The following is a 25,384-nucleotide window of genomic DNA, read 5'->3' on the forward strand; positions in this document are numbered from 1 at the left end:
ATGAAAATATTTTGGTCTTCATTTATAAAACTTTTCTTCTACATGTTGATGCGACCAATGTGGTTATTGTTACTTTTATCAGTTTTATTAATGAGCTTAGTTTATATTAATGGCACTATTACTAATTTACCGGTGGCAATAGTCGATCAGGATCATTCCGCTACAAGTCGAAATTTAGTCCGTGCATTGAATACCAGTTCAAAAATTGATGTAATTACTTATGAAAATTCAATACAAGCCTATAATGATATAAATAATCGCAAATTATTTGCAGTATTTACCATACCAAGAAATTTTGAGAAAAAATTATTAAATGGTGAAGAAGTGACTATACCTGCTTACGGTGATGCATCCAGTCGGTTAGCTAATGGTTTGATACAAGTTGATATAAGAGGAATTTATCAGCAAATATTAACTGAATATAATACTCGAATAATGCGTGATGCGGGTTTTTCGGGTAAACAGATTAATATCATCTTATCACCTATAAAAGGTCAAACTGAACCGCTGTATAATGCAGGGATTAGTTTTGCGGCTATTACTTTTCCTGGCTTACTGGTTATGCTTTTGCAACATTCATTTTTAATTGCTGCAACTCGGACTAATATTACGTTAAATTCATTACCACAAGGTAGGCCGCCTAGAATAGTTATTTTTGGTAGTTTATGTGGTTTATTACCAATTTGGTTATTTTTATCCATCGTGCTTTTTGGATTATGGCCTTGGGTACTGGGTTATCGTCAGTTAGCTAGCCTCACCGAAATATTAATTATGACATTTCCATTATTACTCGGTGCCTTGGGATTGAGTAAATTATTGACTGAGTGTTTACGCAAAACCGAAATGATATATTTAACATTAGCATTTTTGACGACCCCTGTTTTTTATCTATCCGGTACCATTTGGCCAATCGATGCAATGCCACATTGGGTTCAATTCGTCTCTTATTTACTACCATCAACATGGGCAACTAACATGATTGCAGGTGTGAATCAAATGGGACTTGGACTAACAGATAATTGGCATAATATATTGATGATACTCTTATTAGGTGCGATATACAGTGTAATGGGTATTCTTGTTGCAGCATTAAGAGAAGGTCGAATTCGCAAATTTTTCAGAAAGAGAAAAATTAGATTGAAATCTTAACGTTATTTCATTTTTATTTATTTGAATTTTTATTTTTAATATTCAATCCTCAAATTATTCGTTAATTGTCTTAAAAGTGATGACAATTAACGAATGTTAATTTGCGTAATGCATCACTAAAAAAGATTTTCATTATCAATGTCGATTTATTGGTTTTTCCTGTTATGATCTTTCGCTTGTTGTTATCAAATAAATAATGTGTTGTTGTTAATGAAATATTATCCCTGGATTATTAGTCTTCGATTAAAAACCTTACCCCTCTCTTTATGTGCAATATTAGTTGGTAATGCGCTGGCTTATTGGCAACAACAATTTGATTTTTGGATTATGTTATTATCTATCATTACTGCCTCGTTATTGCAAATTCTGTCAAATTTAGCTAATGATTATGGGGATGCAGTAAAAGGAAGCGATAAATACAATATAAAAGCCCACACCCGAGGTATTCAACTAGGGTTAATCACGTTAAAACAGTTAAAGATAGCGTTAATCATCAATATTATTTTTTGTATTTTATCCGGGTTATGTCTATTACTTGTAGCTTGCAACAACCGATATGAACTATTGAGTTTTATAATACTAGGTTTGATATCTATCATTGCCGCTATTACCTATACTATTGGCAATAAACCTTATGGCTATAGTGGTTTTGGCGATATATCTGTTTTAATATTTTTTGGACTTATTGGTGTAATGGGAAGTTATTATTTACAAACAAAGTCATTAACTGGCGCAATTATGCTACCTGCTTTAGGTTGTGGATTATTGTCAGTAGCGGTTTTAAATATCAACAATTTGCGTGATATTGATAGCGATCGAAATTGCCATAAACGTACGTTAGTGGTCTTAATGGGACAAACCAAAGCTCGCTTTTATCATTTATTTTTAATCATGACAGCATTTATTTTGTTGGTACTCTTTGCCAGTCATCAGTTACACACCATTTGGCGATGGTTATTTTTGATAACGCTACCGTTATTTATTTATCATATTTATGCTGTTTTTCGATTTAAGGTGGCTAAGGATGCTATCCCTTTATTATTACAGATGGTCAAACTTGCATTATTCACTAATTTACTTTATTGTTTGGGTATTATTTTGAACTAGCTCACGTTTATTTAAATTCGGTATCGTGTAATTCTAGGTAAGCGTTATACTAAATAAACTAAAATATAAAGGCTAAAGGAGGCTTGGCAATGGAGTTTGATACTTCAATTCTTTGTGATTATTATCCAGAAGATGTTAACGTAGTAGAACCAATTTTCACTAATTTTGGTGGGGTTGCATCATTTTCAGGTCAAGCCGTAACAGTTAAATGTTTTGAGGATAACGGATTATTATACGAAATCTTGCAATCTAATGGTGCTGGTAAAATATTAGTCATTGATGGTGGTGGTTCAGTTCGTCGAGCATTGATTGATGCAGAGCTGATTGATATTGCTGTTCAAAATCAGTGGGAAGGTATCATTGTCTATGGCGCAGTTCGACAAGTGGATTATCTGGCAGAAGCAGATATTGGTATTCAAGCGTTAGCGGCGATACCCGTAGGTGCAGAAGATCAAGGTATTGGCGAAGTAGACATTAGAGTCAATTTTGGCGGTGTGACTTTCTTTTCTGGTGATTTTGTTTATGCTGATAATACCGGTATTATTTTGTCAGAAATCGCTTTAGAAATTGGAGAAGAGTAAAACTCTCATAAGTAATCATCCGTCGCTATAAATCGGCGGATGTCTTAAGTGTAACATATCATGAATCTATGATATTTTTAAATCAAAGCGTTCGATTACGTATATACCCGCCAGTTATCGTTTTAATTAAACCAGCAAGTTCCATATCTAGCAATTTAATTGTCAAATCAGGAATTGATATATTTAGCTGTTGAGCAATAATATCAACGGGAATAGGCTGATGATGAATCAAAGCAAAAATTTCAGGATATAAAATAGTTTCAACGGTTTCGACAGATTGGACTGTTAACGGCTTGATAGTTGATAAATAACCACAATAGTGCTCTAAAATATCGGTTGGTTTAGTGACTAAATAGGCTCCTTGTTGGATTAAAGCGTGAGTACCACTACTGTTTTCATTGTTGATTTCACCGGGTAAGGCAAAAACATCACGGTTTTGCTCAAGTGCATAACGGGCGGTAATCAATGAACCACTTTTTTCTGAGGCTTCAACCACAAAAGTACCCAGACTTAATCCGCTTATTATCCGGTTTCGTCTTGGAAAATATTCTGATCTTGCTGCTTCAAAGGGCAAAAATTCAGAAACTAAAGCACCATTTTGCGCCAATATGTCATGGGCAAGTTTTAAGTTTGATCGTGGCGCAATTTTAGCTAGACCGCTACCTAAAACCGCTATAGTGTGTCCTGATACTTCAAGTGCTCCTCGATGACAGATTGCATCTAGTCCCAATGCTAAACCGCTTGTTACTGTTAAACCATTAATCGCTAATTCACCCGCAAAATAGCGTCCCCATTGTGCGCCATAATCACTAAATTGCCGACTACCAACCATCGCTATTTGAGGCGTTTGCAGTAACTGTTTATTGCCCATAACAAATAGTAATAAAGGCGAGGCACTAATTTGTTTGAGCAGTGGTGGATAATCAGGATCACAATAGGCAATAAGTGTTTTAGGTAAACCATTACTATTGAGCCAATCAAGTACAGGTTCAAAATGAAGGTAAGAGGTTGCCAAAAAACGTTCTTGTTGAGTTGCATTTAATCCAATTTTATCCAGAAAAAACGCAACATCTTTAATTGTATTTGGTAAACCTTTAGAAAAAAGGTGACTAATTTTCTTAAAAATAGCGAGTTTTCCCTGTCCAAGCATTGAAATTCGTAATAAGAACTCATATTTACTCATCATAGTGTTTATTCATTTTAATTAGATGTGATTTCGTGAATTGGTTAGATATATTTTATCAATAGCTAACAAATGCTATTCACCATCATCATAAATGTTTACAATGTACTTGAATCTGAAAAATCTTACATTTGAGGAGTAGATCGAAGAATTTATGGCTATTTTACCGGTATTACGTTTTCCTGATGAGCGATTACGCAAAATTGCAAAACCTGTCACAGCATTTACGCCCGAATTACAGACCATCATTGATGATATGATAGAAACCATGTATGAGCAAAATGGTATTGGGCTTGCTGCCACTCAAGTCAATGTACATGAACAAATTATTGTGATTGACGTATCAGAAGATCGCAGTAATGTTTATGTAATCATTAATCCAGAAGTGATTAGTCAAGAAGGAGAAACGGGCATAGAAGAAGGTTGCTTGTCGATACCTGATTGTCGTGGATTTGTACCAAGAGCAGAAAAAATTAAAATCAAAGCGCTCGATCGCAATGGAAATCCTTACCAAATTGATGCTGATGAGCTTCTTGCGATTTGTATTCAACATGAAATGGATCATTTAAAAGGTAAACTCTTTGTTGATTATCTTTCTCCTTTAAAACGTCAACGAATCGAACAAAAAATGAAAAAAATGACTCGAGAAGAGCTTAAAAGTAGATAAAAATAATGATAATTTATGCGGTAATTTAACTGAAGATACCCATTCTATTTGTTAAGCTACCGCATGGATATTTTTTTATTTAACCAACCGTCAAAAGGTTTCCCTCCGATAGTTTTATTACTTATAATGAATTATCATTTTTATAAATTCAATATGTAATAACTGTTTTATCGCCGTATCTTAAGATATATTGCTTAAACTATTCAACCAGCTAATGCTGTTAGCATTGTCGAAATATGTTCAAATATCTGTTCAAACACAAATTCGGCAAAAGCGGGTAACATCGACATTAAATAAGTTAGCATGATTAATCCTAATAATAAGGTTAGGGGATAACCAATAACAAAAATGGATAGTTGAGGAGTCATTCTATTTAACAGCCCTAACGCCATATTGATAATTAATAACAAAGCCATTAAGGGTAATGCTAACATTATCCCATTGATAAATAGTAATCGGCTGATATCAATCAAAGTAAGAACGCCATTTGCTTTTAACGGTAAAGTTGTTATTGGAATGATGTCAAAACTATTGGCTAGTCCATATAATAACCATAAATGACAATCTAAACTAAGAAAAATCAATAAAGCGATGATATTGATGAAACGCGACAATACTGAAGTTGACGGTCCACCAATAGGATCAAAAAAAGTAGCCATACCAAGCCCCATTTGCATACCAATTAATTCACCAGCTACTCTCATGGTCATAAAGGCAAGTTGCATAGCAAGACCAATCAACACACCGATAATAACTTGCTGTGCAATCATCCAAATACCCATTAACGAATAAAGTGTTAAAGGCTCATTGGAAGGGGGTAATGGTAGTAAAAGAGCAATGAGTAAAGCTAAACTGATTTTGACTCGGTTAGGTACCTCTTTTTCGCCAGTAATCGGGGCAACCATAATTAGCGATAAAATACGCACAAACGGTAAAAACGAGTTTTTGACCCAAGAAAAAAAATCAATATCAAATAGATAATTAATATCAAATTCCATTAAATTTAGCTGGTTAGATTTGGAATGTTGGTAATAACAATTTTAATATAGTCAGTCATTGTCGATAGCATTGATGGGCCTAAAACAATTAAGACAACAATTACTGCTAAAATTTTAGGAATAAAAGATAAGGTCATTTCGTTAATTTGTGTTGCAGCTTGTAATAAACTAATAATCAAGCCGGTCACCAATGCAGCTAAAAGTAAAGGGCCAGCAAGTGAGGCTGCGACTTTGACTGCTTGAATGGCAAGTGTACTAATCGAATCAGGTGACATAATTTTCCTTAATATAAAAATCGTTAATTTCTACTTTTCAACTGAAAAAGCTTTGTGCTAGTGAACCTAACAACAAATGCCAACCATCGGCTAACACAAACAACATTAATTTGAATGGGAGTGATACGGTTGCAGGCGGTACCATCATCATCCCTAATGCCATTAACGTACTTGCAACGACTAAATCAATGACCAAAAAGGGAATAAAAATCGTAAAACCAATTTGGAAGGCTGTTTTTAATTCACTGACGACAAAGGCAGGTATTAGTACATTCAATGGCACTTGTTCTCGTGTTTCAACTTCGTTGACATGAGACATATTCATAAATAAGGCGAGATCATTTTCCCGTGTTTGGCTTAGCATAAATTCGCGTAATGGTTTTGCAGCTGTTGTTAAGCCTTCTTGCATCGTGATTTGATTTTGTGAATAAGGAACATAAGCATCTTGATAAATTTTATCGATCACCGGTGACATAATAAAAAATGTCATAAATAGTGCAATGCCCAAAATAACTTGGTTGGGTGGGGCTGATTGCGTGCCAAGCGCATTGCGTAATAATCCCAATACAATGATGATTCGGGTAAAACTGGTCATCAAAAGTAAAATAGCAGGTATAAACGTGAGTAACGTTAAAAATACCAATGTTTCAACTGGTAATGACCAACTATGTTCACCATTTTGAATTGTTTCAGTCATAAACGGGAGTGATGAAGGATCGGCAAAACAAAATCGGCTAAAAAACAATAAGCTTAGTAACGTCGTAAGTAATATAAAAATTTTTAACCGCACAAGAGATCACTCCTTTTTAGATTTTAACGCTGATTGCAGGACTTGCTTGAACAGGTTGTTATCCATTGATTTTGCAACAGGTATTGATTGGGATAATAATTTTTCTGCTCGTTGTTCATCAATAGTATGTAGCAACGTCATATGATGGGAAGTGATACCAACAACCAATAATTGTTTATCCACCTCAACTAAAATGATTCGTTCTTTTGGGCTAATGCAATGCGTTGCTTTAACATGAATATATGCATTGCGTTTCTTATTTTGACCCAGACGTTTAACTATCCAACCTAACAATAGAATCATAAAAATAACACCGATTAGCGCCGAGCCAATTGATGTGCCCATTTGACTGTAAAGATTTAATTCAGATGATGACGATACAGTATTGCTCGTGATAGTTTGGCTAGTTGAGATCTGAGTCATATTTTTCGGATTTATCGCTATTAACGGCTCAATCTGCGTACACGCTCAGATGGTGTTATAATGTCGGTAATACGGACACCGTAATTATCGCCAACAACGACAATTTCGCCTTGCGCAATCAAATAACCATTGATCAAAATATCTAAAGGTTCACCAGCTAATCCGTCGAGTGCAATTACCGATCCTTGAGTAAGATTGAGTAAATCTTTAATTGCCATCTTTGTTCGACCAAGTTCGACACTTAAATGAACGGGTATATCTAAAATAAGATTGATATCTTGTTTGTTATCTTGTGCATGATTTGGTGATAGCGTTTCAAAGATTGCCTCTTTGGTAATGAGCTCATCATTGGTCGTATCATTCGCTTGGTTTTCGTCATTATTTTGTTTGTTATCAGTCATTGAATTCCCCTTCATTCAATTGTTCTAATACTGGATTAATTACTTGTTCTACTTGGATAGCATATTGCTTATTAATTTTACCGTAGTGTCCTTTTAATATAGGTACGCCACCAACAGTTACATCGAGAAGAGTTGGTTTTTCGATTACTAAAATATCATCTACTTTGAGCGCCAGTAGCCTATCTACTGTTGTTTGAATTGTCGTAAAGTTAGCGACTAATTCAATGGTAGATTGTTTGATGCCGCTGGTTAATGAACTCATCCAAATGTTATCATCTTGATGCGATTGTTGTTCAATTGGTGGTTTTATTAACAGCTCTTTGATGGGTTCAACCATTGAATAAGGAATACAGATACTGAACGTGGTTTTAGAGTTACCAATCTCAACTTTAAAGTTTGATGTTAAAACGACATCATCAGGTGAACTTGTGATGTTGGTGAATTTGCTCTGCATTTCAGAACGAATGTATTCAGTTTCAATAGAATATATATCTGTCCAGGCATTTTGATAAAACGTTAATGCTAATTCGAGCACCCGCTTAATAATTTGCTGTTCGGTATGAGTAAATTCCCGTTCTTCTGTATCGAGTTTTGAAGCATGACCATCACCACCAAATAAAGTATCAACCACGGTATAAACAATCTCTGGTGAAAACGCAAATAGGCTTGAACCTCGTAATGGATTGAGATGAACCAGATTTAAATGGTTAGCTGCTGAAATTTGTGAAAACTCTTTAAAAGTTTGAGGTTCAATGGGAGAAGCAATAACATCCGTATTCCGTCTTAATAAGTTAAATAAACCTATTCTAAATTGACGAGCAAAGCGCTCATTCACAATTTCTAACGCAGTTAAACGTTCAGGAATAAAACTATGTTTGACTGACAAATCATAAGGTTTAACTTCAATTTTTTTGGCAGATAAATGATTGTCAGGATTTTTCTTGTTTTGCGTTATCAGTATGTCTTCTGAATGCGATAACTCAGCAGAAGAATCATCTATTTCTGGCTTAGGTTCGTGCTTATCTGGCATGTTAATCACCGTATTATAAAATCAGTGAATAATACTTCGTCAACCTTAACTGTATGTTTAGGATCATACTTTCTGGATAAGGCGACTTTGATTTGCTCTTGTAAATCAAGTTTACCTGTTTCAAGCTTTAAATTATTGACATATTGTTTAGACGTTAACAGTAATACATCGCTTCTGACTTCTGGTAAATATTCTAATAGCACAGATTTTTGTTCTTCGTCAGCAACACGTAATACCATACCAACATAGAGAACTTTGTTAATTTCTGTACTATCTTCTGAAGTTGGTAATGAAATTGTAAACGGTTTTAGTGTTAAAAATACCGGTGATAAAACAGGTGGCTCTTCTTTAGCTTTAATTGTATTTTTAGACTGATTTTGGAACCATAAATAGGCAGTTGTTGCTAATGCTAACATTGTGATGATAATAAGTATTAGGTTTAAAATACTCACTTTTTTCTTGGAAGTTGGCATGTTTATTCTTATCTCAGTTAAAATTTGGAAAAATAATAACCAATTGAATGGTTAAAAATACAAGAATAATAAATCAAGCTGACAGAATTGATTTGAAGAATAGGCGATAAAAATATCACCTATTCAGCCTTTTTATTCTCTCATCATTTAAAAAAATAAATGCAATGCCTTACTCAGCTTTACGCAAATATACTCAACCCAGATTTTGCTAAATGATTACTAACCTGATTAGGTTGATGAATTTCCTCAATGACGTTTGAATGTTCGATTATTGGTGTTTGACGATTCTTTGTTTGTTGATATTGCGCCGACTGATCAGCATCATTCATCATCGAGAAGTCACTAATATCGGCTTGTTCTAGTGTGATACCTTGTTCTTCAAGCGAACTTTTCAAATAGGGTAAGGCAGATTCTAATACGCTTTTGACTACGGCATGAGCAGCCATCATATGCAAGTTCATTTTATCCTCTATCATATCCAGTTTTATATGTAATGAACCTAGCTCTTGAGGATTAAGTTTAATATTCGCCGTTTGAATCCCTTGCCGATTAAACATGATGATCTGCTCAGTAAGTGATGACGACCACTGTTGATTTGTGACGGCGACAGGCAAGTTTATCGATGTAGTGATTTTGGGGGGCGTCAAGGTTAACCCTGCTGGGTCTTGTCCATGCGACGATGTGGTTATTGCTGCCTCTTGATTGAAAGTTATATCGTTAGTGATAAGAGGCGTCGAGACAGGACGTTGTTGGTATTGTAATTCCTGTTTAACACTATTTAGTTGAAAACTATCATTAGCTACGGTAGATAATTGATGATTTGAACTCTTTATTAAAGTTGCTGTTTCAGTGTTATTTAAGTTCGCACTAAAATGATTTTGGTTACTCTCTTTTATTGCCATATTGATTTGCAATGAACGTTCATCGATTATTGCTTCACAGTCATCAATGCTATTAACGGGTAATCGTTGCTCTTCATCAGTGATGTCTGATGCGAAAGAATTTAATCTATTGATTGCATCATTTAATGGGTTAGTGATTGCACTATTAAGATGATATGAAAGATGACTTGACTGTAATTTGTCACGCATTTCGGATTGAATCATACTGGTATCATAAGGGAAAACAGGGAAGATTAATCCACCAAGACTATTGTTTTGATCATCAAATTCACATCCCTCATAGTCAATTTGATTTAGGTTATTTGGCTGTTCTGGATGCGATAACGGCTTTTCATTGTCAGCCAATAACTGCTGAAAAAGATTCGCATCATTTACATTAGCTTCCTCATCAAGTTGTTTAGATAGATTCGTTGATATTAATTGCATATCACTATTTAAATTAATATTCATGTAATATTCTCCTTGATAACTGTTGCTGGGCAAATTCATCCGTCATTTTTTGCTGTAATCGATTTTGAAGTTGTAACTGCTTTTTGTGCTGTTTTTCTAATAACGTGGTGTAGGTATTCAAACTTTTATTGGATTGATTAAGTTCATTGGTTATTTGTTGTTGTTTAATCGCTAATGTGAGTAGCAATTTTTTTTGTTGTTCGATACCTTGCTCAATATTGGCTATAAATGCGGTAAAATTAGTTAATTCGCATCCTTTAATACCATTCGATAAAGCGCTATTTAATTGCTGTTGATATTCAGCGTAATAATCATTAAGTACCTTAAGTTGTGATTGTGCTTGTTGATGACTTTCGTTTGCTTTTTTTAATCGAATTAAACTATCATCAATCGATTTTTGCGCTAACTGTTTCAAGGTTAAAAAAGCATGTTGTGTCGAATTTTTATTGTTCATGATACTTCCTTACGATCCCATGGCGTTAGGATCAACAATTGCAACTAGCTGTTGATAGGCTTCTTGATAACTACAATGTTCATTAATCCCTTGCTGTAAAAAGGTTTGCATAGCCGGAAATAGCGTAATTGCTTTATCTAATAAAGGATCAGTACCGGCGACATAAGCACCAACATTGATTAAATCACGATTGCGTTGAAAACTCGAAAACAGTTGTTTGAACAGACGTGATTTTTTCTCATCTTCAGGCGCGGTGAGATCCGTCATAACACGGCTAATGGAGGCTTCTATATCAATTGCTGGATAGTGCCCCGATTCAGCAAGTGAGCGTGAAAGTACGATGTGCCCGTCTAAAATAGCCCGGGCTGAATCAGCAATCGGATCTTGTTGATCATCCCCTTCGGTTAAAACGGTATAAAATGCGGTAATCGCGCCTTTACCATGATTATCATTACCGGCTCTTTCAACCAGAGCGGGTAATTTAGCAAATACTGAAGGGGGATAACCTTTCGTCGCTGGTGGCTCACCGATAGCTAAGGCAATTTCACGCTGCGCCATTGCATAGCGAGTGAGCGAATCCATAATTAAAAGGACATTTAACCCTTGTTCACGAAAAGATTCCGCAATTTTGGTGGCGTAAGTCGCCCCTTGTAAACGTAAGAGTGGTGATACATCCGCTGGCGCTGCTACCACGACAGCGCGTGACAGTCCTTCTTCGCCTAAAATATTTTCGATAAAGTCTTTAACTTCTCGTCCCCGTTCGCCGATTAAACCAACGACAATAACATCTGCTTGGGTGTAGCGTGCCATCATACCGAGTAACACACTTTTACCGACGCCCGAACCGGCAAATAAACCCATTCGCTGTCCTTGCCCAACGGTGAGTAGAGCATTGATTGCTCTAACCCCTACATCGAGCACTTGATGAATGGGCGTGCGTTGTAATGGATTGAGTGTTTTACTTGATAAGCCTTGATACTCGACATTTTCTGGTAAGGGTTTTCCGTCTAACGGTTTTCCCATTGCGTCAACAACTCGTCCCAATAATGTCATACCAACCGGTAATAATTTGTGACTAAAATGGGCTAAATCGTATTGTGCGGTGTACACTCTTGCACCCAGTAAAATACCGTCAGTAGATTCGAATGGCATTAGGTAAAGTGTATGTGCATTAAACCCTACCACTTCGCATTCAACGGCATCGATATGACCTTGGCACTGTCTTTCAATATAACAGTTGGAGCCTAATGGTAATTTTAATCCCACGGCTTCAAGGACTAGCCCAGACGCTTTCACTAATCGACCATAATGACGAATTAATGATAAATCTTTAAGCTGCTTTGTTGCTTGAAGGAGTTTGGTTGACCATTGGCTTGAGTATCGCACGTTAATGGTTCTCGCCTAATAAATGATCAGACATCATTTGCCAATGTTGATTTATATTGCTATTCACTTCATTGGTATCTGTTAATAATTTACATCCGCCTACTTCGACATTTGCATCAGCAATAAATTGCCATTGGTGTGGATTAATATCATCATTTAACATCGGTTCTAACCAGCGTAAATCAGCAGGGTTAAGACGTAATACAATCGGATCTGATAGCATGGAACATTGTTCAACTAATTGATTAATTGTGTGCATTAATTGCTTTTGTTTAACTTTTGATAGGCTACCAACCGTTTTTTGTGCTGCAACTAATGCCAAATCAAATAATTGGGGCACAATTAATTCATCAATCTCTTTAATGGATTGCTCAAAATTGTTGATTAAATCTGTGATGGCTTGAACAGCTTGCTTTTTTTCATCATCAAGTTGTTGTTCAATCTGTTCACGACCTTGCTGTTGACCAACTAAATATCCTTGGTCATACCCAGATTGTTTGCCATTCTCAAAGCCCTCTTTATGACCTTGTTCGAATCCTTCTTGATAGGCTTGTGATTTTGCTTCTTGCTTTAACTGTTCTAACTCTTCTTCACTGATAGAGGGAGCCGGTACAACATCTATGTGTTCTGGCTCAGGCTCACTTTCTACTTCGTCAACCTGAGTAGCCATAGATTGTTGTGTTAATGGTGAAAAGACTGATGACGATAAATCCTGAAAACAGAGCGGTTCCCAGCTTAATTTATCTGAACTATTACACATATTCGTCGTCACCGCTACTTAAGATAACTTCACCGGTTTCAGCTAAGCGACGCGCAATAACCAAGATTTTCTTCTGCTCCGTTTCCACTTGTGATAAGCGCACCGGCGGTCTGTTTTCAAGATCTTCACGTAAAATAGAGGCTGCGCGTTGTGACATGTTGCTAAGTAATTTGTCACGTAATGCAATTGATGCACCTTTTAATGCAATAATGAGCGTCTCGTTATCGACATCTTTAAGTAGACGTTGGATGCTTCTATCATCCACTTCAACCAGATTTTCAAACAAGAACATTTCATCAATAATTTTCTGTGCAAGTTCATTGTCGTAATCGCGTAATGCATTGATAACCAACTCTTCTTGTTGGCTCTTCATTAAGTTAATGATTTCGGCTGCGGTTCTAATTCCGCCTAAGTTATTAAGTTTAATATTTTGTCCGTGTAATAATGTTGATAATGACGTAGATAATAATCGGAGTGCTGAAGGTTCAACACCACCAAAAGTGGCAATACGTAACATCACATCATTACGTAAATCGTCATCGAATAGATTAAGAATTTCCGCCGCTAAATCTCGGTGTAAATGGACTAAAATAGTGGCAATAATTTGTGGATGTTCTTTTTTAACCAAATCAACAGCTCGAGCAGCATCAACAAAATTAAGCATTTCAAGACCGTCGGTAGCTTCTTCAATATCTTTTCCTAACAGCTCATCGAGTAAACGACCAGCTTTTTCACTACCAATAGATTTTTCTAATACTGAACGTAAGTAGCCATTGGTATCTGTATTAAGTACCGCACACTCTTCGAGTGTTTTTTGGCATTCATTAAGAATACCTTTTAACTGTTCTTGTGAAAGCTGTGGCAAAGACATCATCGCACTACTGATTTGTTGCACCTCTTTAGGATTGAGATATTGCATCACTTGTGCAGCAATTTCTTCACCTAACACCATTAAAACTGTTGCGGCTTTTTGTGATTCATTTAAATTCATTCGTTGCTGTCCTCTTTACTGATCCAGCTGCGAATAATTAACGCCATGACACGTGGATCCTTCTCAACAATTTTACGGATGTATTGCTGTTGTTGCATATTATCTTCAAATATCTTCTGTTGTTGTTTACTGTGCGCTTTGTAATCTAATTTTTCATCGATACCGGTTTGAGCATCTGATGTATTATCATGTGTATTGAAGTACTGTCGTTGTAACTTCATCCAAACGCCACGTAATACTTTTCGCCAAACAATCCACGCAATAAAAATATAGATCAGATATTTAATGCCTGATTTAGTGTTTTCATAAAATTGGTGGGTTTCCCAAAATGCTAATCCGTCATCTTCATCATCAAGTTGATGACTAAATTTTAAATTAGCCACTGTTAAGGTATCACCACGTAAATCAGAATATCCCATTGCTTGACGTGCTAATGCTTCAATATTTTGTAGCTCTTCATTATCCAGTTTGACCCATTGAGGTGTTTTGTTCTTTGTTTGATTTTGTTTGTTGTCTGTTTCAGATGTTGTAGAGACAGTGTTTGTCTCATCAGAATCTGAATGATTAGCATCTTGCTCAACATATTTATAATTGACTAACACGGCAACCGATAAACGTTTGATTCTGCCCTCGGGTATTTTACTGTGAACAACTTGTCGATTAACTTCGTAATTTAAAGTATTATTTGACTGTAAATTATAGATTTTTTGCTTATCATCTTGTTCTTTCGACTCGGCTTGTTCATCAATTGGGGCACTTGCGGTTGGCGCAGGTTGATTAGATAGCGCACCAGGCACACCACCTACACCAGCATTATTACCCACTTGACGATTTTCGATTCGCTGTTTGCTACGAATAGTTTGGTTAGCCAGATCACTATTTGGATCAAAGGTTTCCGATGTGGTTTCTTGTCGACTAAAGTCAATATCGGCATTGACTTGTACCATGACATTTTTTTTACCTAAAATCGGAATAATAATTTTTTCCACACGCTCACGAACGCTATTTTCAATTCGTTCACTAAACTCTAAATGAGCAACATTGAATGTTTTATCTCGATAATTTTCACCGGTGAGTAAATTACCTTTCTGATCGATAATGGTAACTTTATCGGCTTGTAATTCCGGTACACTACTTGAAATAAGGTGAATAATCGCATCAATTTGGCGTTGTGATAGACTACGCCCCGGTAATAAGGTTAATGCGACAGAAGCTGAAGGAAATTTTCGTTCTCTAACGAATAATGAAGGTTTAGGCATGGCTAAATGCACTCTGGCATCATCAATACTGCTAATGATTGCAATTGTGCGGGATAGTTCACCTTCTAAGGCTCGTTGATAATTGATCTGCTCGTTGAATTGACTCATCCCAAAACTTTCTTTATCGAGCAATTCAAAGCCAACAGCCCCCCCTTTTGGCAATCCTAATTGGGCAATACGCAAACGTGTATCGTAAACTTTCTCTTCAGGAATTAAGATGGTTGAACCTGATGAAGTGAATTTATAAGGAATATTCATCTTATCAAGTTGGCTGATAATTTCGCCGCCATCTTTGTCGTTTAAATTACTGAACAAAACCCCATAATTGTCATTTTTCATCCATAGGTAAGCCATACTTAAGATTGCTAATATCACCACGCCGGCAATAAGCATTAACATTTTTGGATTTTGTTTTAATTGATTGATAAAAGGTAACTTATTTAGTATTGATTCGCCTTTTTTACCGACAGTTTGGCTAGTCATAAATATCCTAATTCTAAACTAATTAGATGAATTCTAAAGTTTATTATCTGTGTATTTAGAAAAATCAATAGCTAAAAAAGGAAAGGATTTTCCCCTTACTTGTGGGATTTAAATTTTTTGTTGTATGGTAAATTGAGGATTAGTTGAGCAATTTAAATGAGAGTGAGGTTTTAACTCCATGAATACATTGAATAATTATAATGACATCGTTCTTGCATCGATAAAAGAACCTAATTTACTTCAAAAGAAACAATCGATTGTTAATCAATCTGATTTTGCCTCTGAGTTAAAAACAGCTTTAGATACGATTAGTCAAACGCAAATCCATGCTCAAAATCAAGCAAAAGCGTTTGAATTGGGTGAACCCAATATTGCCTTAAATGAAGTTATGGTAAATATGCAAAAATCGACAGTTTCACTTCAATTTGGTATTCAAGTTCGTAACAAACTTGTTGCTGCCTATCAAGAAATTATGAATATGAATGTTTAATGTGCATTAAGCATTCATATAAGTGCAAGATTGTTAATGTCTAATCATTATTCTCAATCTTGCACTTAGCAAATATTCAATAAAATTTATCCGTTAAATTAAGTTAGCGACGTGTTGGTAATTCTCAATTTTGGATTGTTGACGGACTTTTTCTCCGATTAATTCCCCTAATTCAGCATGCCGTGTGGTAACCAATTGGCTGATTTGCTGTTGGTAACTCAAAATATTTTGAATATACATTCGTACTCTATCTTTACATTGCGAGGGTACGTGTTCCGTGATTAAAGTACCGTCAAGTTCCTTAATATTTTCAGATAATTGTGAGTATTGGCTTTGCCAACTCAGTAACGTATTCCAATCTTCCTTATGTGCGCTAATTAACATTTGTTCTGTCACATAATCAAGTTGTTCATAGTGTCTTAATAATGTTGTTCCTTTCATAACCATCTCTTTTTTATTTTGCAATTTCACGCCAAGATTCAGCAATATTGTTGAGTAGGTCAAAACAGTTTTGTAGCTTATCTTGATCGTTATATAAATTAGCCAGTACTAATTGTTGGCTGATATAGTGATACAAGCGTTCTAAATTTTCGGCAATTTCGCCTCCTTTTTCTAAATCTAAACAGCTTTTTAGTCCGTTATCAACGATATTGATTGCTTTTGATATCGCCATTCCTTTACCCGCTATGTTTCCTTTTTGAATGTATAATTTAGCAAGTTTGATCGCATTTAGTGCGCCATCATAGAGCAATACGATCAATTGATGTGGTGAGGCTTGGCTCACACATGTTTCTAAATTAACTTGCTCATAAGCTTGAGATCCTAATTTATACATTGTTATTAATCCTTATTTTTTCATGTTTGCCATCATTTCGAATTGGGTTGTTAAATAATTACTCATGCTATCTAATGAACTAATTAAAACATCTAATTTAGTAAATTGGACTCGATAGCGTTCGACGGTTTGCTCAATTGAATTGTTCACTTGTTCATATCGTTTATCTAACGATTTCAATGTTGAATTTAATCCTGTGGTGGCTGAATCAATCATGCCTTCACTATCTATAAATCCACTGACTTTATTGAATACTTCATTAGCAATACCGGTAGTTTCACCGTCACCGGTAAATAACGTAGCAACAGCATCACTATTTTCACTTAGCGCTTTTTTTAATTGATTTTCATTGATAGTAAGCGAACCTTTGTTATCCATGTTAACGCCAATTTGGGCAAGAACAGAAAACTCACCTGATTGACCCTTAGCAAAGATTGAACGAATACTTTGATCGATATTACGTAGTGTAGAATCACCAATTAGTGGGCCATTATTGTTGCTTAACTCGTCAGAATTGGTCTCTTTAGCGGTAAATTGAGTCAGGCTTGAAATGGTAGATTGTAATTGATTAAATGCCTCAACCCACTCTTTTATCGCCGTTTCTGCTTTTTCATTATCAGCAGTAATAGCTAAATTTTGACTGGTCGTGGTGGTTGCTTTTAAGGTGATATCAACACCTTCAATCACTTCTTTAATGGTATTTGAAGCACTTGTTATGGCAACACCATTAAATGTTAATTTAGCATCTTGCGCTTTAGCAACTTCTACCATATTACTTGTGTCGGGTTGCTGATGATTAAATCCAATAATCTTATTGAGTTTTTCATCGTCTGACGAAATTGACTTAATGGCTTGTTGTTCACCGGTTTCTTTCGATGTGATAACTAATTGATAGCTATCTGAACCACTGCGAACAATCGCTGCACTCATGGTTGAATGACTAGTTGTCCCATCTTCATTAACCACTTTGGCATTATTAATGGCGTTGGCAATGGATTCTAATGATGTTTCGTCCTTAGACAGGTTAACTTCAAGTTTTTGACCATTAGCTTGTTCAATGGTAATGGTTCTTGTTTCATTTTCATTACCTAAATTAGTATTCTTATCATTGATGGCTGATGTTGCAATACTGTGTGAAGTTGCTAACTGATCAACAGTCACCGCATAATTACGCAATGCCGCTTTATTATTAACTGTTGTGGTAAAATAATTGTCATTACCTGCTGATGCTCGACTATAAAAAAGTTCTTTTTTCTGTAGTTTTTCTGTAGCAGAATTAAACGAGCTTAACGCATTTTTTAACTTACCGAAGCCACTGATTTTGGCATTAATTGCTTTTTGTTGAGCGGTGATCGGGGTTAAACGTGTTTTTTCAACGGATTCTAACTGACTTAATACTTCATTAAGATCGATACCAGAACCAATCCCTAAAATGCTCATTGCCATAATTTTTTGCCCTTATTTAATCACTATTTATCAACCATAACTTATCTAGCTGTTATATCGGCTTTTGGCATAAAAAGTTTAGAAGAAATTTGTGACGAATTTCTGGTTTTTAAAAAAATAAAAAACAAAATATCTTTTTTATTAATTTAATAAACTGAATTATAAAAAGATATTTTAAATATGGTGGTGGCTTTTAGTTTGATAACACAACAAAAAATAAAAATTATTAAAGTTTCCTATTTTGCTACCGATAAGTTAATTATCAGCAAATATATTGGACGTCGTGCTTCAATATGCCGTTGATTTGACTAATCATATTAAGGAGATAAAAAAATGGCACAAGTAATTAATACTAATACTATGTCTTTAATGGCAAAAAATAACCTGAATAATTCACAAAGCGTTCTTGGAACAGCAATTGAACGTTTATCATCTGGTATGCGTATTAACAGCGCAAAAGATGATGCGGCAGGTCAAGCTATTGCTAACCGTTTTTCATCAAATATTCGTGGTTTAACTCAAGCTGCTCGTAATGCTAATGATGGTATTTCACTTGCACAAACTACTGAAGGTGCATTAAACGAAATCAATAACAACGTACAACGTATTCGTGAGTTAACTGTTCAAGCTGCAAATGGTACTAACTCTCAAAGCGATTTAGTATCAATCCAAAATGAAATCGATCAACGTTTACAAGAGATCGACCGTGTTTCTAAACAAACTGATTTCAATGGTTCAAAAGTATTATCAGAAGATAAAACTCTTAAAATTCAAGTGGGTGCAAACGATGGTGAAACCATTGAAATCAATTTGAAAAAAATCGACAGTACTGAGCTTGGTTTAGCGGATTTTAATGTTTCTGATACCCCAACTGCCGATCCGTTAAAAACACTTGATGCAGCACTATCTAAGATTGATGGATTACGAGGTCAATTAGGTGCGGTGCAAAACCGTTTTGAATCAACTGTGACTAACATCAACAACACAGTAAACAATTTAAGTTCTGCTCGTAGCCGAATTGAAGATGCGGATTATGCAACTGAAGTTTCAAACATGACTCGTGGTCAAATCTTACAACAAGCAGGTACTTCAGTTTTAGCACAAGCAAATCAGGTACCACAATCTGTACTTTCATTATTACAATAAGACTAAATTTATCTGATATTCTGCTTATTCTAATTTTACGACAGAGTAATAACGGTATTTTTAATACCGTTATTATTAATAATGATAATTACCTATTTTTTATATCTTTATTCATCTCATTAAATCTACTTGTTAACGACATAATAGTATTAAGCATATTTTTAACCTTGGCTCCAAAAAATGGATGATAGCTTATATAACTCGCAAGGCATAATTAATCAAGTTGACTGGCAACAGTATATCCATTTAGTTCGTAATGAAGCATTAAAATTAGCCGTTCGTTTGCCAAATACTATTGAACTTGATGATTTACTGCAAGTTGGTTACATCGGCCTGTTAGATACGATAAAGCGTTATGATGTATCTCAAGGCAATACGTTTGCCACTTTTGCTATACCGAGAATAAAAGGGGCAATGTTAGATGAACTCCGTAGTCGGGACTGGCTACCAAGACAAACTCGAAAAAAGATCAAAGATATCACTCAAGCCATTAATCAACTGGAACAGAAACTCGGTACCACGCCTAATGATCACCAGATTGCAGAATATTTGCAATTATCGATTTCTGAATATCGTAAAGCGTTGTTGGATTCAAATTGTAGTCAAATCTGTTCTTATGACGAAATGCAGAAAAAATTAGGGGATAACATTGATGCTATTGTCGATCATGGTGAAGATAGTGATCCTTTTTCGACTATTATCAATGACGAAATTCGTGACCAAATCGCTCGACAAATTGATAAGTTACCCGAAAAAGAAAAAATGATTTTAGCCTTGTATTACCAAGAAGAACTGAATTTAAAAGAGATTGGGAAAGTGATGGATATTAGTGAGTCACGAGTCAGTCAACTACATAGCCAAGCGATAAAAAGAATACAAAGTAAAGTGACGCTATAGAAAAATAAAAATAAACTGCGTAAAACAAAGTGTAATTAAACGAAAATAAATTGAAATGATTTTTTTATTGACCTTTCTCGTTTAAAAATGTAATTTTATGTGTAAAAAAACAGTTAATAATAATTTTTGATTGTTTTTTGTTTTTTTACTGCGAATTAAAATAAATAGGATTGGTGATTAAATTGGGTAATATACTAGAAGACGATATTCTTAAATGTATACATCATTTAAATCTTTCAACATTATTGTTAAGCCAACGAATGCTTGAGAAAGACAAAGCGATGGCGATGTTTAGATTAGGTATTGATGAAGAAACTGCTGACGCAATAAGTAATTTAACAGCATCACAGATGTTAGTGTTATCTGAAACAAATCAATTAACATTTCAACTACGATTTGAAAATTCAGATATGATTAAAAAACTGACTGAAGATTCTCGGATTAGCGATATTAAACAGATGCATACAGGAATTCTTTTATCTAGTTTACTGTTAGATTCAATCAATAAGTAGGTAGGTAAATAAGATGAGATGTACAAGTATCGTTCAATCATATAAAGAGATTCAACTCGCTATTCGTTTAATTTCACTCGGTGCCAGAATTCAAATGCTTGAAAGTGAAACTAATTTAAGTCGAGGCAAATTAATTAAACTTTATAAAGAAATTCAAGGTTGCCCACCACCGAAAGGATTGTTACCGTTTTCAACAACGTGGTTTATGACATGGGAACCGAATATCCACTCAAGTATTTTTTATAATGCTTATCATTTTTTAGTAAAACATGGCACCAAACCTGGAATACAATCGATTTTAAAAGCTTATCAGCTCTATCTTGAACAATGTCCTGCTCATAATGAAGAGCCAGTATTAGGATTAACACGAGCTTGGATTTTAGTCAAATTTGTCGAAAGTAATGTAATGCAGCAATCTTGTTGTAAAGAGTGTCATGGTCATTTTATTACTCATGCTTACCAACCGATCAACAGTTTTGTTTGTAGCTTATGCCAACCACCATCAAGAGCAGAAAAAAACCAAAAGACACAAAAAGAGAATCACGCTAAATGTTTACAAGTATTATCAATTCCTAATAATTTTGATTTAGCGATTGCAAAGCAGGTGGCGAGTTAAATAAATATACAGGGCACAGAACCGATTTATTGTTATTTTATGGAGAAAGAAGAAAGCCAATGCTAATCATAATTGGATATATTGTTGTTATCGCCTCTGCTTTGTTAGGTTACGTATTAAGTGGTGGTTACTTAGCGGTACTTTTTCAGCCGTTAGAATTTTTAATTATTGGCGGTACCGCTATTGGTGCTTTTATTGTCAGTAATGAAAAAAAAGTGATCAAAAAGACGCTTAAAGCATTAGGACAGTTATTTAAATCGTCTAAATATAATAAAAATCTATATTTAACCTTGATTAATTTGATGTACACCATTTTAACGAAAATCCGACAAAATGGCGCACTATCGATAGAGGGAGATATTGATAATCCACATGAAAGTGAATTGTTTAAGCAATATCCGCTTATTTTAGCCAATCCTCGAATTTTAGATTTTATCACTGATTACATGCGTCTGATGATTAGTGGCAATATGAATGTTTATGAAATCGAAGCCTTAATGAGTGAAGAAATTGAAACTTTAGAGCATGAACTTGAAAAACCCGTTAATGCTATTTCTAGTATTGGTGATGGCTTACCAGCTTTTGGTATCGTTGCTGCTGTTATGGGGGTAATTAATACTCTTGCTCAAGCCGATAGACCAGCAAGCGAATTGGGTGAACTGATTGCACATGCAATGGTTGGAACATTTTTAGGTATTTTATTGGCTTATGGGTTTGTATCGCCATTAGCGGCTTTATTAAAACAAAGAAATGCTGATATGACCAAAATACTTGAATGTACTAAAGTCATATTAATCGCCAATATGCACGACTATGCACCACAAATTTGCATTGAATTTGGTCGGAAAATGATATTTTCTGATGAACGCCCATCTTTCTTCGAATTAGAAAAATATATACAAGAAGCTAAAGATAAGAATGCCAACTCAAATGAAAACAATTAACAATGAAAGATAGCTCTGTAAGAATCATAACAAGAAAAAAGTCGGGACATGGTGATGGGCATCATGGTGGTTCGTGGAAAATCGCTTATGCTGACTTTATGACCGCCATGATGGCACTGTTTTTAGTCATGTGGTTAATCGCAAAATCGACGCCACAAGAACTACAAGGAATTGCTGAATATTTTAGAACGCCGTTACTTATGGGGCAAAATGGCGGTCAAAATATCAGTGATAGTGAAAGCCCGATTCCTGGTGGTGGCGATGATGTCACTCAGCAACTAGGTGAAGAAAAAAACGATATTGCCAATCAACAGCAACAAAGCGAATTTGAAAAAAAACAACTCGAAAAAATTCAGTTGATTGAAACAGCACGTAAAATTTTTGAAATGTTTAAACTCGATCCTCGTCTAAAAAAATTAGCACCTAATTTAATTATTGAACTCACTGAAATGGGATTACGTATTCAAATTCTGGCATCAGATGATAAACCGATGTTCAATGTGGGCAGTGCGGTTATACATCCTGATATGCAAAGCATTTTGCATGCCTTAGCACCTATTTTAAATTCATTACCTAATAAAATAACCTTATCAGGTCATACCGATGAACGTCAATATGTCACCGGTGATAGAGGTTATAGTAATTGGGAGTTATCTGCTGATCGAGCCAATTCATCAAGACGAGAACTTATCGCAGGTGGATTAGATAAAAATAAAATTATCCGTATTGTTGCGCTTGCCGATACCGTGGGATTGAACAATCCACATTATAGTAAAGATGCTAACCGACGAATTAGTATTTTAATTCTAAATAAATCGGCACAACAATACATTGAGGATGAAAACAATATGACTGGCATAGATTTTTTAAAACAAGCTAAACCAGTTAAACAAAATTAATCCTATCGTTATATTATGAAAAGCATGAATCAAAAAAAGAAATCTGCTGAATTGAAAATAAAAAAATAAAAATTCAAAAAAAATAGCAAAAATGATTAAAGCTTTAATGAATTGTGCCGATATAAAAATTAAGTTTACAAATAATCATGATGTTATTAACTAAGTTATATTAAGGAGTTTTTTAATGGCAAATTCATTGATGAATACTGGAATTAGTGGATTAAATGCAGCGCAAAATATGCTTAATGTAATTAGCAATAATATCAGTAATGCCCACACCGCAGGCTATAATCGGCAACAACAGATATTAACGCAGGCAAATGGTACTCATCATCATTTTGGTTTTGTCGGTAATGGGGTTTCAGTGACAGCGGTAAATCGTGCATTTAACCAATTTGTTGTTGGGCAATTGCGACAATCGCAATCACAAAATGGATCGATTAAATCATATTATAATGAATTATCAAAAGTTGATAATCTTTTAGCTGAAAATGAAAACAGCATTTCATCGCAAATAAATAATCTTTTTTCTAGTTTAAATAAGCTTACGTCAAGTGCGGGTGATGCCTCGACAAAACAATCGGTTATCAGTAATTTGACGTCGTTGGTTGGACAATTTAATAAAACCGAAAATAATCTTAAAAATCAAATTGCCAATATCAATACTGAATTAACGAATAATGTCGATCAGGTTAATACTTATTTAGAGCAAATTGCTGAATTAAATCAAAAAATCTCAAAATTACAAGCCGTTAGTGGTGGTAATGAACCTAATGCCTTGCTTGATCAGCGTGATCAGCTGGTCAATGAATTGAGCGAAATTATAGGAATTACCGTGACGGAGCAAAATGGACAATATAATCTGTCGTTAGCTAACGGTTTAAGTTTAGTGCAGGGATCGTCGGTGAACTTACTATCTGTTCAACCGTCACAACAAGATCCTGCAATAAATACAATTGTTTACACGCATAATTCTGGTGCGACTCAAGAACTGACAAGTCAAAATATCGCATCAGGCCGATTAAATGGATTATTAACTTTTCGTGATGGACCACTCTCTCAAGCTCGCAATCAATTGGGCTTAATTGCACTTAATTTAGCTGAACGTTTCAACGAAGTGCATATGTCTGGCGTGGATATTAATGGTCATGCCGGTGAAAAAATGTTTGATTACCGTCAACCAAGTAGTATCACTAATGCTAAAAATCAAGGTAATGCTACCGCTAAAATCAATTTTGATTCAGTCACCGAAGTTAAAGCCTCGGATTATAAAATTGAATTTAATGGTACTGATTGGGTTGTGACAAGACTGTCTGATCATCAAACTATTACCCCTCAAATTGAAGATGGCAAACTAATGTTTGATGGTTTATCGATTGAAATAACGGGTAATGCGGTAAAAGGGGATTCGTTTTTAATTAAACCTGTTGCTGATATTGCATCGTCATTAGCGTTGTTAGTGACAGATGTGAATAAATTGGCAACCGGAATTAATGATGAAGAAAACGGTGCGGGTGATAACCGCAATGTGAGCAAATTATTAGACATACAAAATGAAAAATTAATTAACGGTACAACGACCTTAAGCAGCGCTTATAGCACGTTAGTTAACTATATTGGTAGTGAAACTCAAACCGCTAAAATTTCGGCACAATCAAGCCAAAATATAACGCAGCAGATTGACGAACAAAATCAATCAATATCGGGTGTAAATATTGAAGAAGAGTATATCTCAATGCAAGTTTATATGCAGTATTATCAAGCAAATGCCAAAGTTATTGATGCTGCAACAACGCTATTTGACACTATTTTAGGTTTAGCGAAGTGATAAAAGGAT

28 protein-coding genes and 1 pseudogene are annotated in these 25,384 nt (G+C 35.1%); 12 read left to right on the plus strand and 17 right to left on the minus strand.

Annotated features, from left to right (window positions below; translation table 11 throughout):
• From ACKJXD_RS09870 to rraA, 3 genes are all read left to right on the plus strand, one after another.
• Positions 1–1,149 carry an ABC transporter permease gene (locus ACKJXD_RS09870; RefSeq protein ID WP_430876237.1) on the plus strand — a complete coding sequence of 383 codons (1,149 nt, stop codon included), beginning with the start codon at positions 1–3 and terminating at the stop codon, positions 1,147–1,149.
• A 210-nt stretch (positions 1,150–1,359) separates the two neighbouring features.
• Entirely contained in the window at positions 1,360–2,256 is an 897-nt protein-coding gene (locus ACKJXD_RS09875) for a 1,4-dihydroxy-2-naphthoate polyprenyltransferase (protein ID WP_220216132.1), read from the plus strand.
• A gap of 89 nt (positions 2,257–2,345) precedes the next feature.
• Positions 2,346–2,837, plus strand: coding sequence for a ribonuclease E activity regulator RraA (gene rraA / locus ACKJXD_RS09880; RefSeq protein WP_220216131.1), 492 nt, complete (start codon positions 2,346–2,348; stop codon positions 2,835–2,837).
• 82 nt (positions 2,838–2,919) lie between these two features.
• On the opposite strand, the gene dprA is transcribed toward rraA, so the two are convergent.
• Complete coding sequence (gene dprA / locus ACKJXD_RS09885) at positions 2,920–4,023, minus strand: DNA-processing protein DprA (protein ID WP_430876203.1); 1,104 nt, start codon at positions 4,021–4,023, stop codon at positions 2,920–2,922.
• A gap of 151 nt (positions 4,024–4,174) precedes the next feature.
• On the opposite strand from dprA, the gene def reads away from it, so the two are divergent.
• Positions 4,175–4,687, plus strand: a complete 513-nt coding sequence (gene def / locus ACKJXD_RS09890; protein ID WP_294828431.1) for a peptide deformylase — start codon at positions 4,175–4,177, stop codon at positions 4,685–4,687.
• Between the two features lie 203 nt (positions 4,688–4,890).
• Here def and fliR read toward each other — a convergent pair whose 3' ends face one another.
• The 13 genes and pseudogenes from fliR to fliF all read right to left on the minus strand — a co-directional run.
• On the minus strand, positions 4,891–5,685 hold the full coding sequence (gene fliR, locus ACKJXD_RS09895) for a flagellar biosynthetic protein FliR (protein ID WP_430876204.1): 795 nt from the start codon (positions 5,683–5,685) through the stop codon (positions 4,891–4,893).
• A gap of 5 nt (positions 5,686–5,690) precedes the next feature.
• Positions 5,691–5,960 (minus strand): flagellar biosynthesis protein FliQ, encoded by a 270-nt coding sequence (gene fliQ / locus ACKJXD_RS09900; protein WP_065558107.1) that lies wholly within the window; start codon positions 5,958–5,960, stop codon positions 5,691–5,693.
• Positions 5,961–5,997: 37 nt separating this feature from the next.
• Complete coding sequence (gene fliP, locus ACKJXD_RS09905; protein ID WP_430876205.1) at positions 5,998–6,750, minus strand: flagellar type III secretion system pore protein FliP; 753 nt, start codon at positions 6,748–6,750, stop codon at positions 5,998–6,000.
• Positions 6,751–6,756: 6 nt separating this feature from the next.
• Positions 6,757–7,173 (minus strand): flagellar biosynthetic protein FliO, encoded by a 417-nt coding sequence (gene fliO, locus ACKJXD_RS09910; RefSeq protein ID WP_430876206.1) that lies wholly within the window; start codon positions 7,171–7,173, stop codon positions 6,757–6,759.
• Positions 7,174–7,193: 20 nt separating this feature from the next.
• Positions 7,194–7,574, minus strand: coding sequence for a flagellar motor switch protein FliN (gene fliN, locus ACKJXD_RS09915; protein ID WP_220216126.1), 381 nt, complete (start codon positions 7,572–7,574; stop codon positions 7,194–7,196).
• Positions 7,567–8,604, minus strand: coding sequence for a flagellar motor switch protein FliM (fliM, locus tag ACKJXD_RS09920; protein WP_430876207.1), 1,038 nt, complete (start codon positions 8,602–8,604; stop codon positions 7,567–7,569). Before fliM ends, fliN begins: the two co-directional genes overlap by 8 nt.
• Before the next feature lie 5 nt (positions 8,605–8,609).
• The gene (locus ACKJXD_RS09925; RefSeq protein WP_220216124.1) at positions 8,610–9,077 is read right to left on the minus strand and encodes a flagellar basal body-associated FliL family protein; all 468 of its coding nucleotides are present in this window, start codon (positions 9,075–9,077) and stop codon (positions 8,610–8,612) included.
• Positions 9,078–9,256: 179 nt separating this feature from the next.
• On the minus strand, positions 9,257–10,429 hold the full coding sequence (locus ACKJXD_RS09930) for a flagellar hook-length control protein FliK (protein WP_430876208.1): 1,173 nt from the start codon (positions 10,427–10,429) through the stop codon (positions 9,257–9,259).
• Positions 10,419–10,883: a flagellar export protein FliJ gene (gene fliJ, locus ACKJXD_RS09935; RefSeq protein ID WP_220216122.1), complete on the minus strand. Its 465-nt coding sequence runs from the start codon at positions 10,881–10,883 to the stop codon at positions 10,419–10,421. The genes ACKJXD_RS09930 and fliJ overlap by 11 nt, the downstream gene beginning before the upstream one ends.
• A gap of 9 nt (positions 10,884–10,892) precedes the next feature.
• Positions 10,893–12,275, minus strand: a complete 1,383-nt coding sequence (gene fliI, locus ACKJXD_RS09940; RefSeq protein WP_370632185.1) for a flagellar protein export ATPase FliI — start codon at positions 12,273–12,275, stop codon at positions 10,893–10,895.
• A complete protein-coding gene (locus tag ACKJXD_RS09945; RefSeq protein WP_430876209.1) occupies positions 12,271–13,029 on the minus strand; it encodes a FliH/SctL family protein in 759 nt (252 codons plus the stop codon). Before ACKJXD_RS09945 ends, fliI begins: the two co-directional genes overlap by 5 nt.
• Complete coding sequence (gene fliG / locus ACKJXD_RS09950; RefSeq protein ID WP_220216119.1) at positions 13,022–14,020, minus strand: flagellar motor switch protein FliG; 999 nt, start codon at positions 14,018–14,020, stop codon at positions 13,022–13,024. The genes ACKJXD_RS09945 and fliG overlap by 8 nt, the downstream gene beginning before the upstream one ends.
• 377 nt (positions 14,021–14,397) lie before the next feature.
• Positions 14,398–15,762, minus strand: a pseudogene (gene fliF, locus ACKJXD_RS09955) (flagellar basal-body MS-ring/collar protein FliF); the annotation flags it as partial.
• Between the two features lie 178 nt (positions 15,763–15,940).
• On the opposite strand from fliF, the gene fliE reads away from it, so the two are divergent.
• The gene (gene fliE / locus ACKJXD_RS09960) at positions 15,941–16,252 is read left to right on the plus strand and encodes a flagellar hook-basal body complex protein FliE (protein WP_430876210.1); all 312 of its coding nucleotides are present in this window, start codon (positions 15,941–15,943) and stop codon (positions 16,250–16,252) included.
• A 93-nt stretch (positions 16,253–16,345) separates the two neighbouring features.
• On the opposite strand, the gene fliT is transcribed toward fliE, so the two are convergent.
• The 3 genes from fliT to fliD are packed head-to-tail and all read right to left on the minus strand — an operon-like array spanning position 16,346 to position 18,533.
• On the minus strand, positions 16,346–16,693 hold the full coding sequence (fliT, locus tag ACKJXD_RS09965; RefSeq protein ID WP_430876211.1) for a flagellar protein FliT: 348 nt from the start codon (positions 16,691–16,693) through the stop codon (positions 16,346–16,348).
• Positions 16,694–16,706: 13 nt separating this feature from the next.
• Positions 16,707–17,087: a flagellar export chaperone FliS gene (fliS, locus tag ACKJXD_RS09970; protein ID WP_065558120.1), complete on the minus strand. Its 381-nt coding sequence runs from the start codon at positions 17,085–17,087 to the stop codon at positions 16,707–16,709.
• Between the two features lie 12 nt (positions 17,088–17,099).
• Positions 17,100–18,533, minus strand: a complete 1,434-nt coding sequence (gene fliD, locus ACKJXD_RS09975) for a flagellar filament capping protein FliD (protein ID WP_430876212.1) — start codon at positions 18,531–18,533, stop codon at positions 17,100–17,102.
• A 333-nt stretch (positions 18,534–18,866) separates the two neighbouring features.
• On the opposite strand from fliD, the gene ACKJXD_RS09980 reads away from it, so the two are divergent.
• The 7 genes from ACKJXD_RS09980 (at position 18,867) to flgK (ending at position 25,375) form a co-directional block, all read left to right on the plus strand.
• Positions 18,867–19,679: a flagellin gene (locus tag ACKJXD_RS09980; protein ID WP_065558122.1), complete on the plus strand. Its 813-nt coding sequence runs from the start codon at positions 18,867–18,869 to the stop codon at positions 19,677–19,679.
• A gap of 180 nt (positions 19,680–19,859) precedes the next feature.
• Complete coding sequence (locus ACKJXD_RS09985; protein ID WP_220216114.1) at positions 19,860–20,576, plus strand: RNA polymerase sigma factor FliA; 717 nt, start codon at positions 19,860–19,862, stop codon at positions 20,574–20,576.
• 191 nt (positions 20,577–20,767) lie between these two features.
• Complete coding sequence (gene flhD / locus ACKJXD_RS09990; RefSeq protein WP_363317382.1) at positions 20,768–21,088, plus strand: flagellar transcriptional regulator FlhD; 321 nt, start codon at positions 20,768–20,770, stop codon at positions 21,086–21,088.
• Positions 21,089–21,101: 13 nt separating this feature from the next.
• On the plus strand, positions 21,102–21,704 hold the full coding sequence (flhC, locus tag ACKJXD_RS09995; RefSeq protein ID WP_294827532.1) for a flagellar transcriptional regulator FlhC: 603 nt from the start codon (positions 21,102–21,104) through the stop codon (positions 21,702–21,704).
• 59 nt (positions 21,705–21,763) lie between these two features.
• Entirely contained in the window at positions 21,764–22,648 is an 885-nt protein-coding gene (motA, locus tag ACKJXD_RS10000) for a flagellar motor stator protein MotA (protein ID WP_220216111.1), read from the plus strand.
• Positions 22,649–22,650: 2 nt separating this feature from the next.
• On the plus strand, positions 22,651–23,547 hold the full coding sequence (motB, locus tag ACKJXD_RS10005; RefSeq protein ID WP_430876213.1) for a flagellar motor protein MotB: 897 nt from the start codon (positions 22,651–22,653) through the stop codon (positions 23,545–23,547).
• A 184-nt stretch (positions 23,548–23,731) separates the two neighbouring features.
• A complete protein-coding gene (flgK, locus tag ACKJXD_RS10010; protein WP_430876214.1) occupies positions 23,732–25,375 on the plus strand; it encodes a flagellar hook-associated protein FlgK in 1,644 nt (547 codons plus the stop codon).
• The last annotated feature ends 9 nt before the right edge of the window (positions 25,376–25,384 follow it).

The sequence above is a fragment of the Gilliamella sp. G0441 genome (genome assembly GCF_050589305.1).
Lineage (GTDB): Bacteria > Pseudomonadota > Gammaproteobacteria > Enterobacterales > Orbaceae > Gilliamella.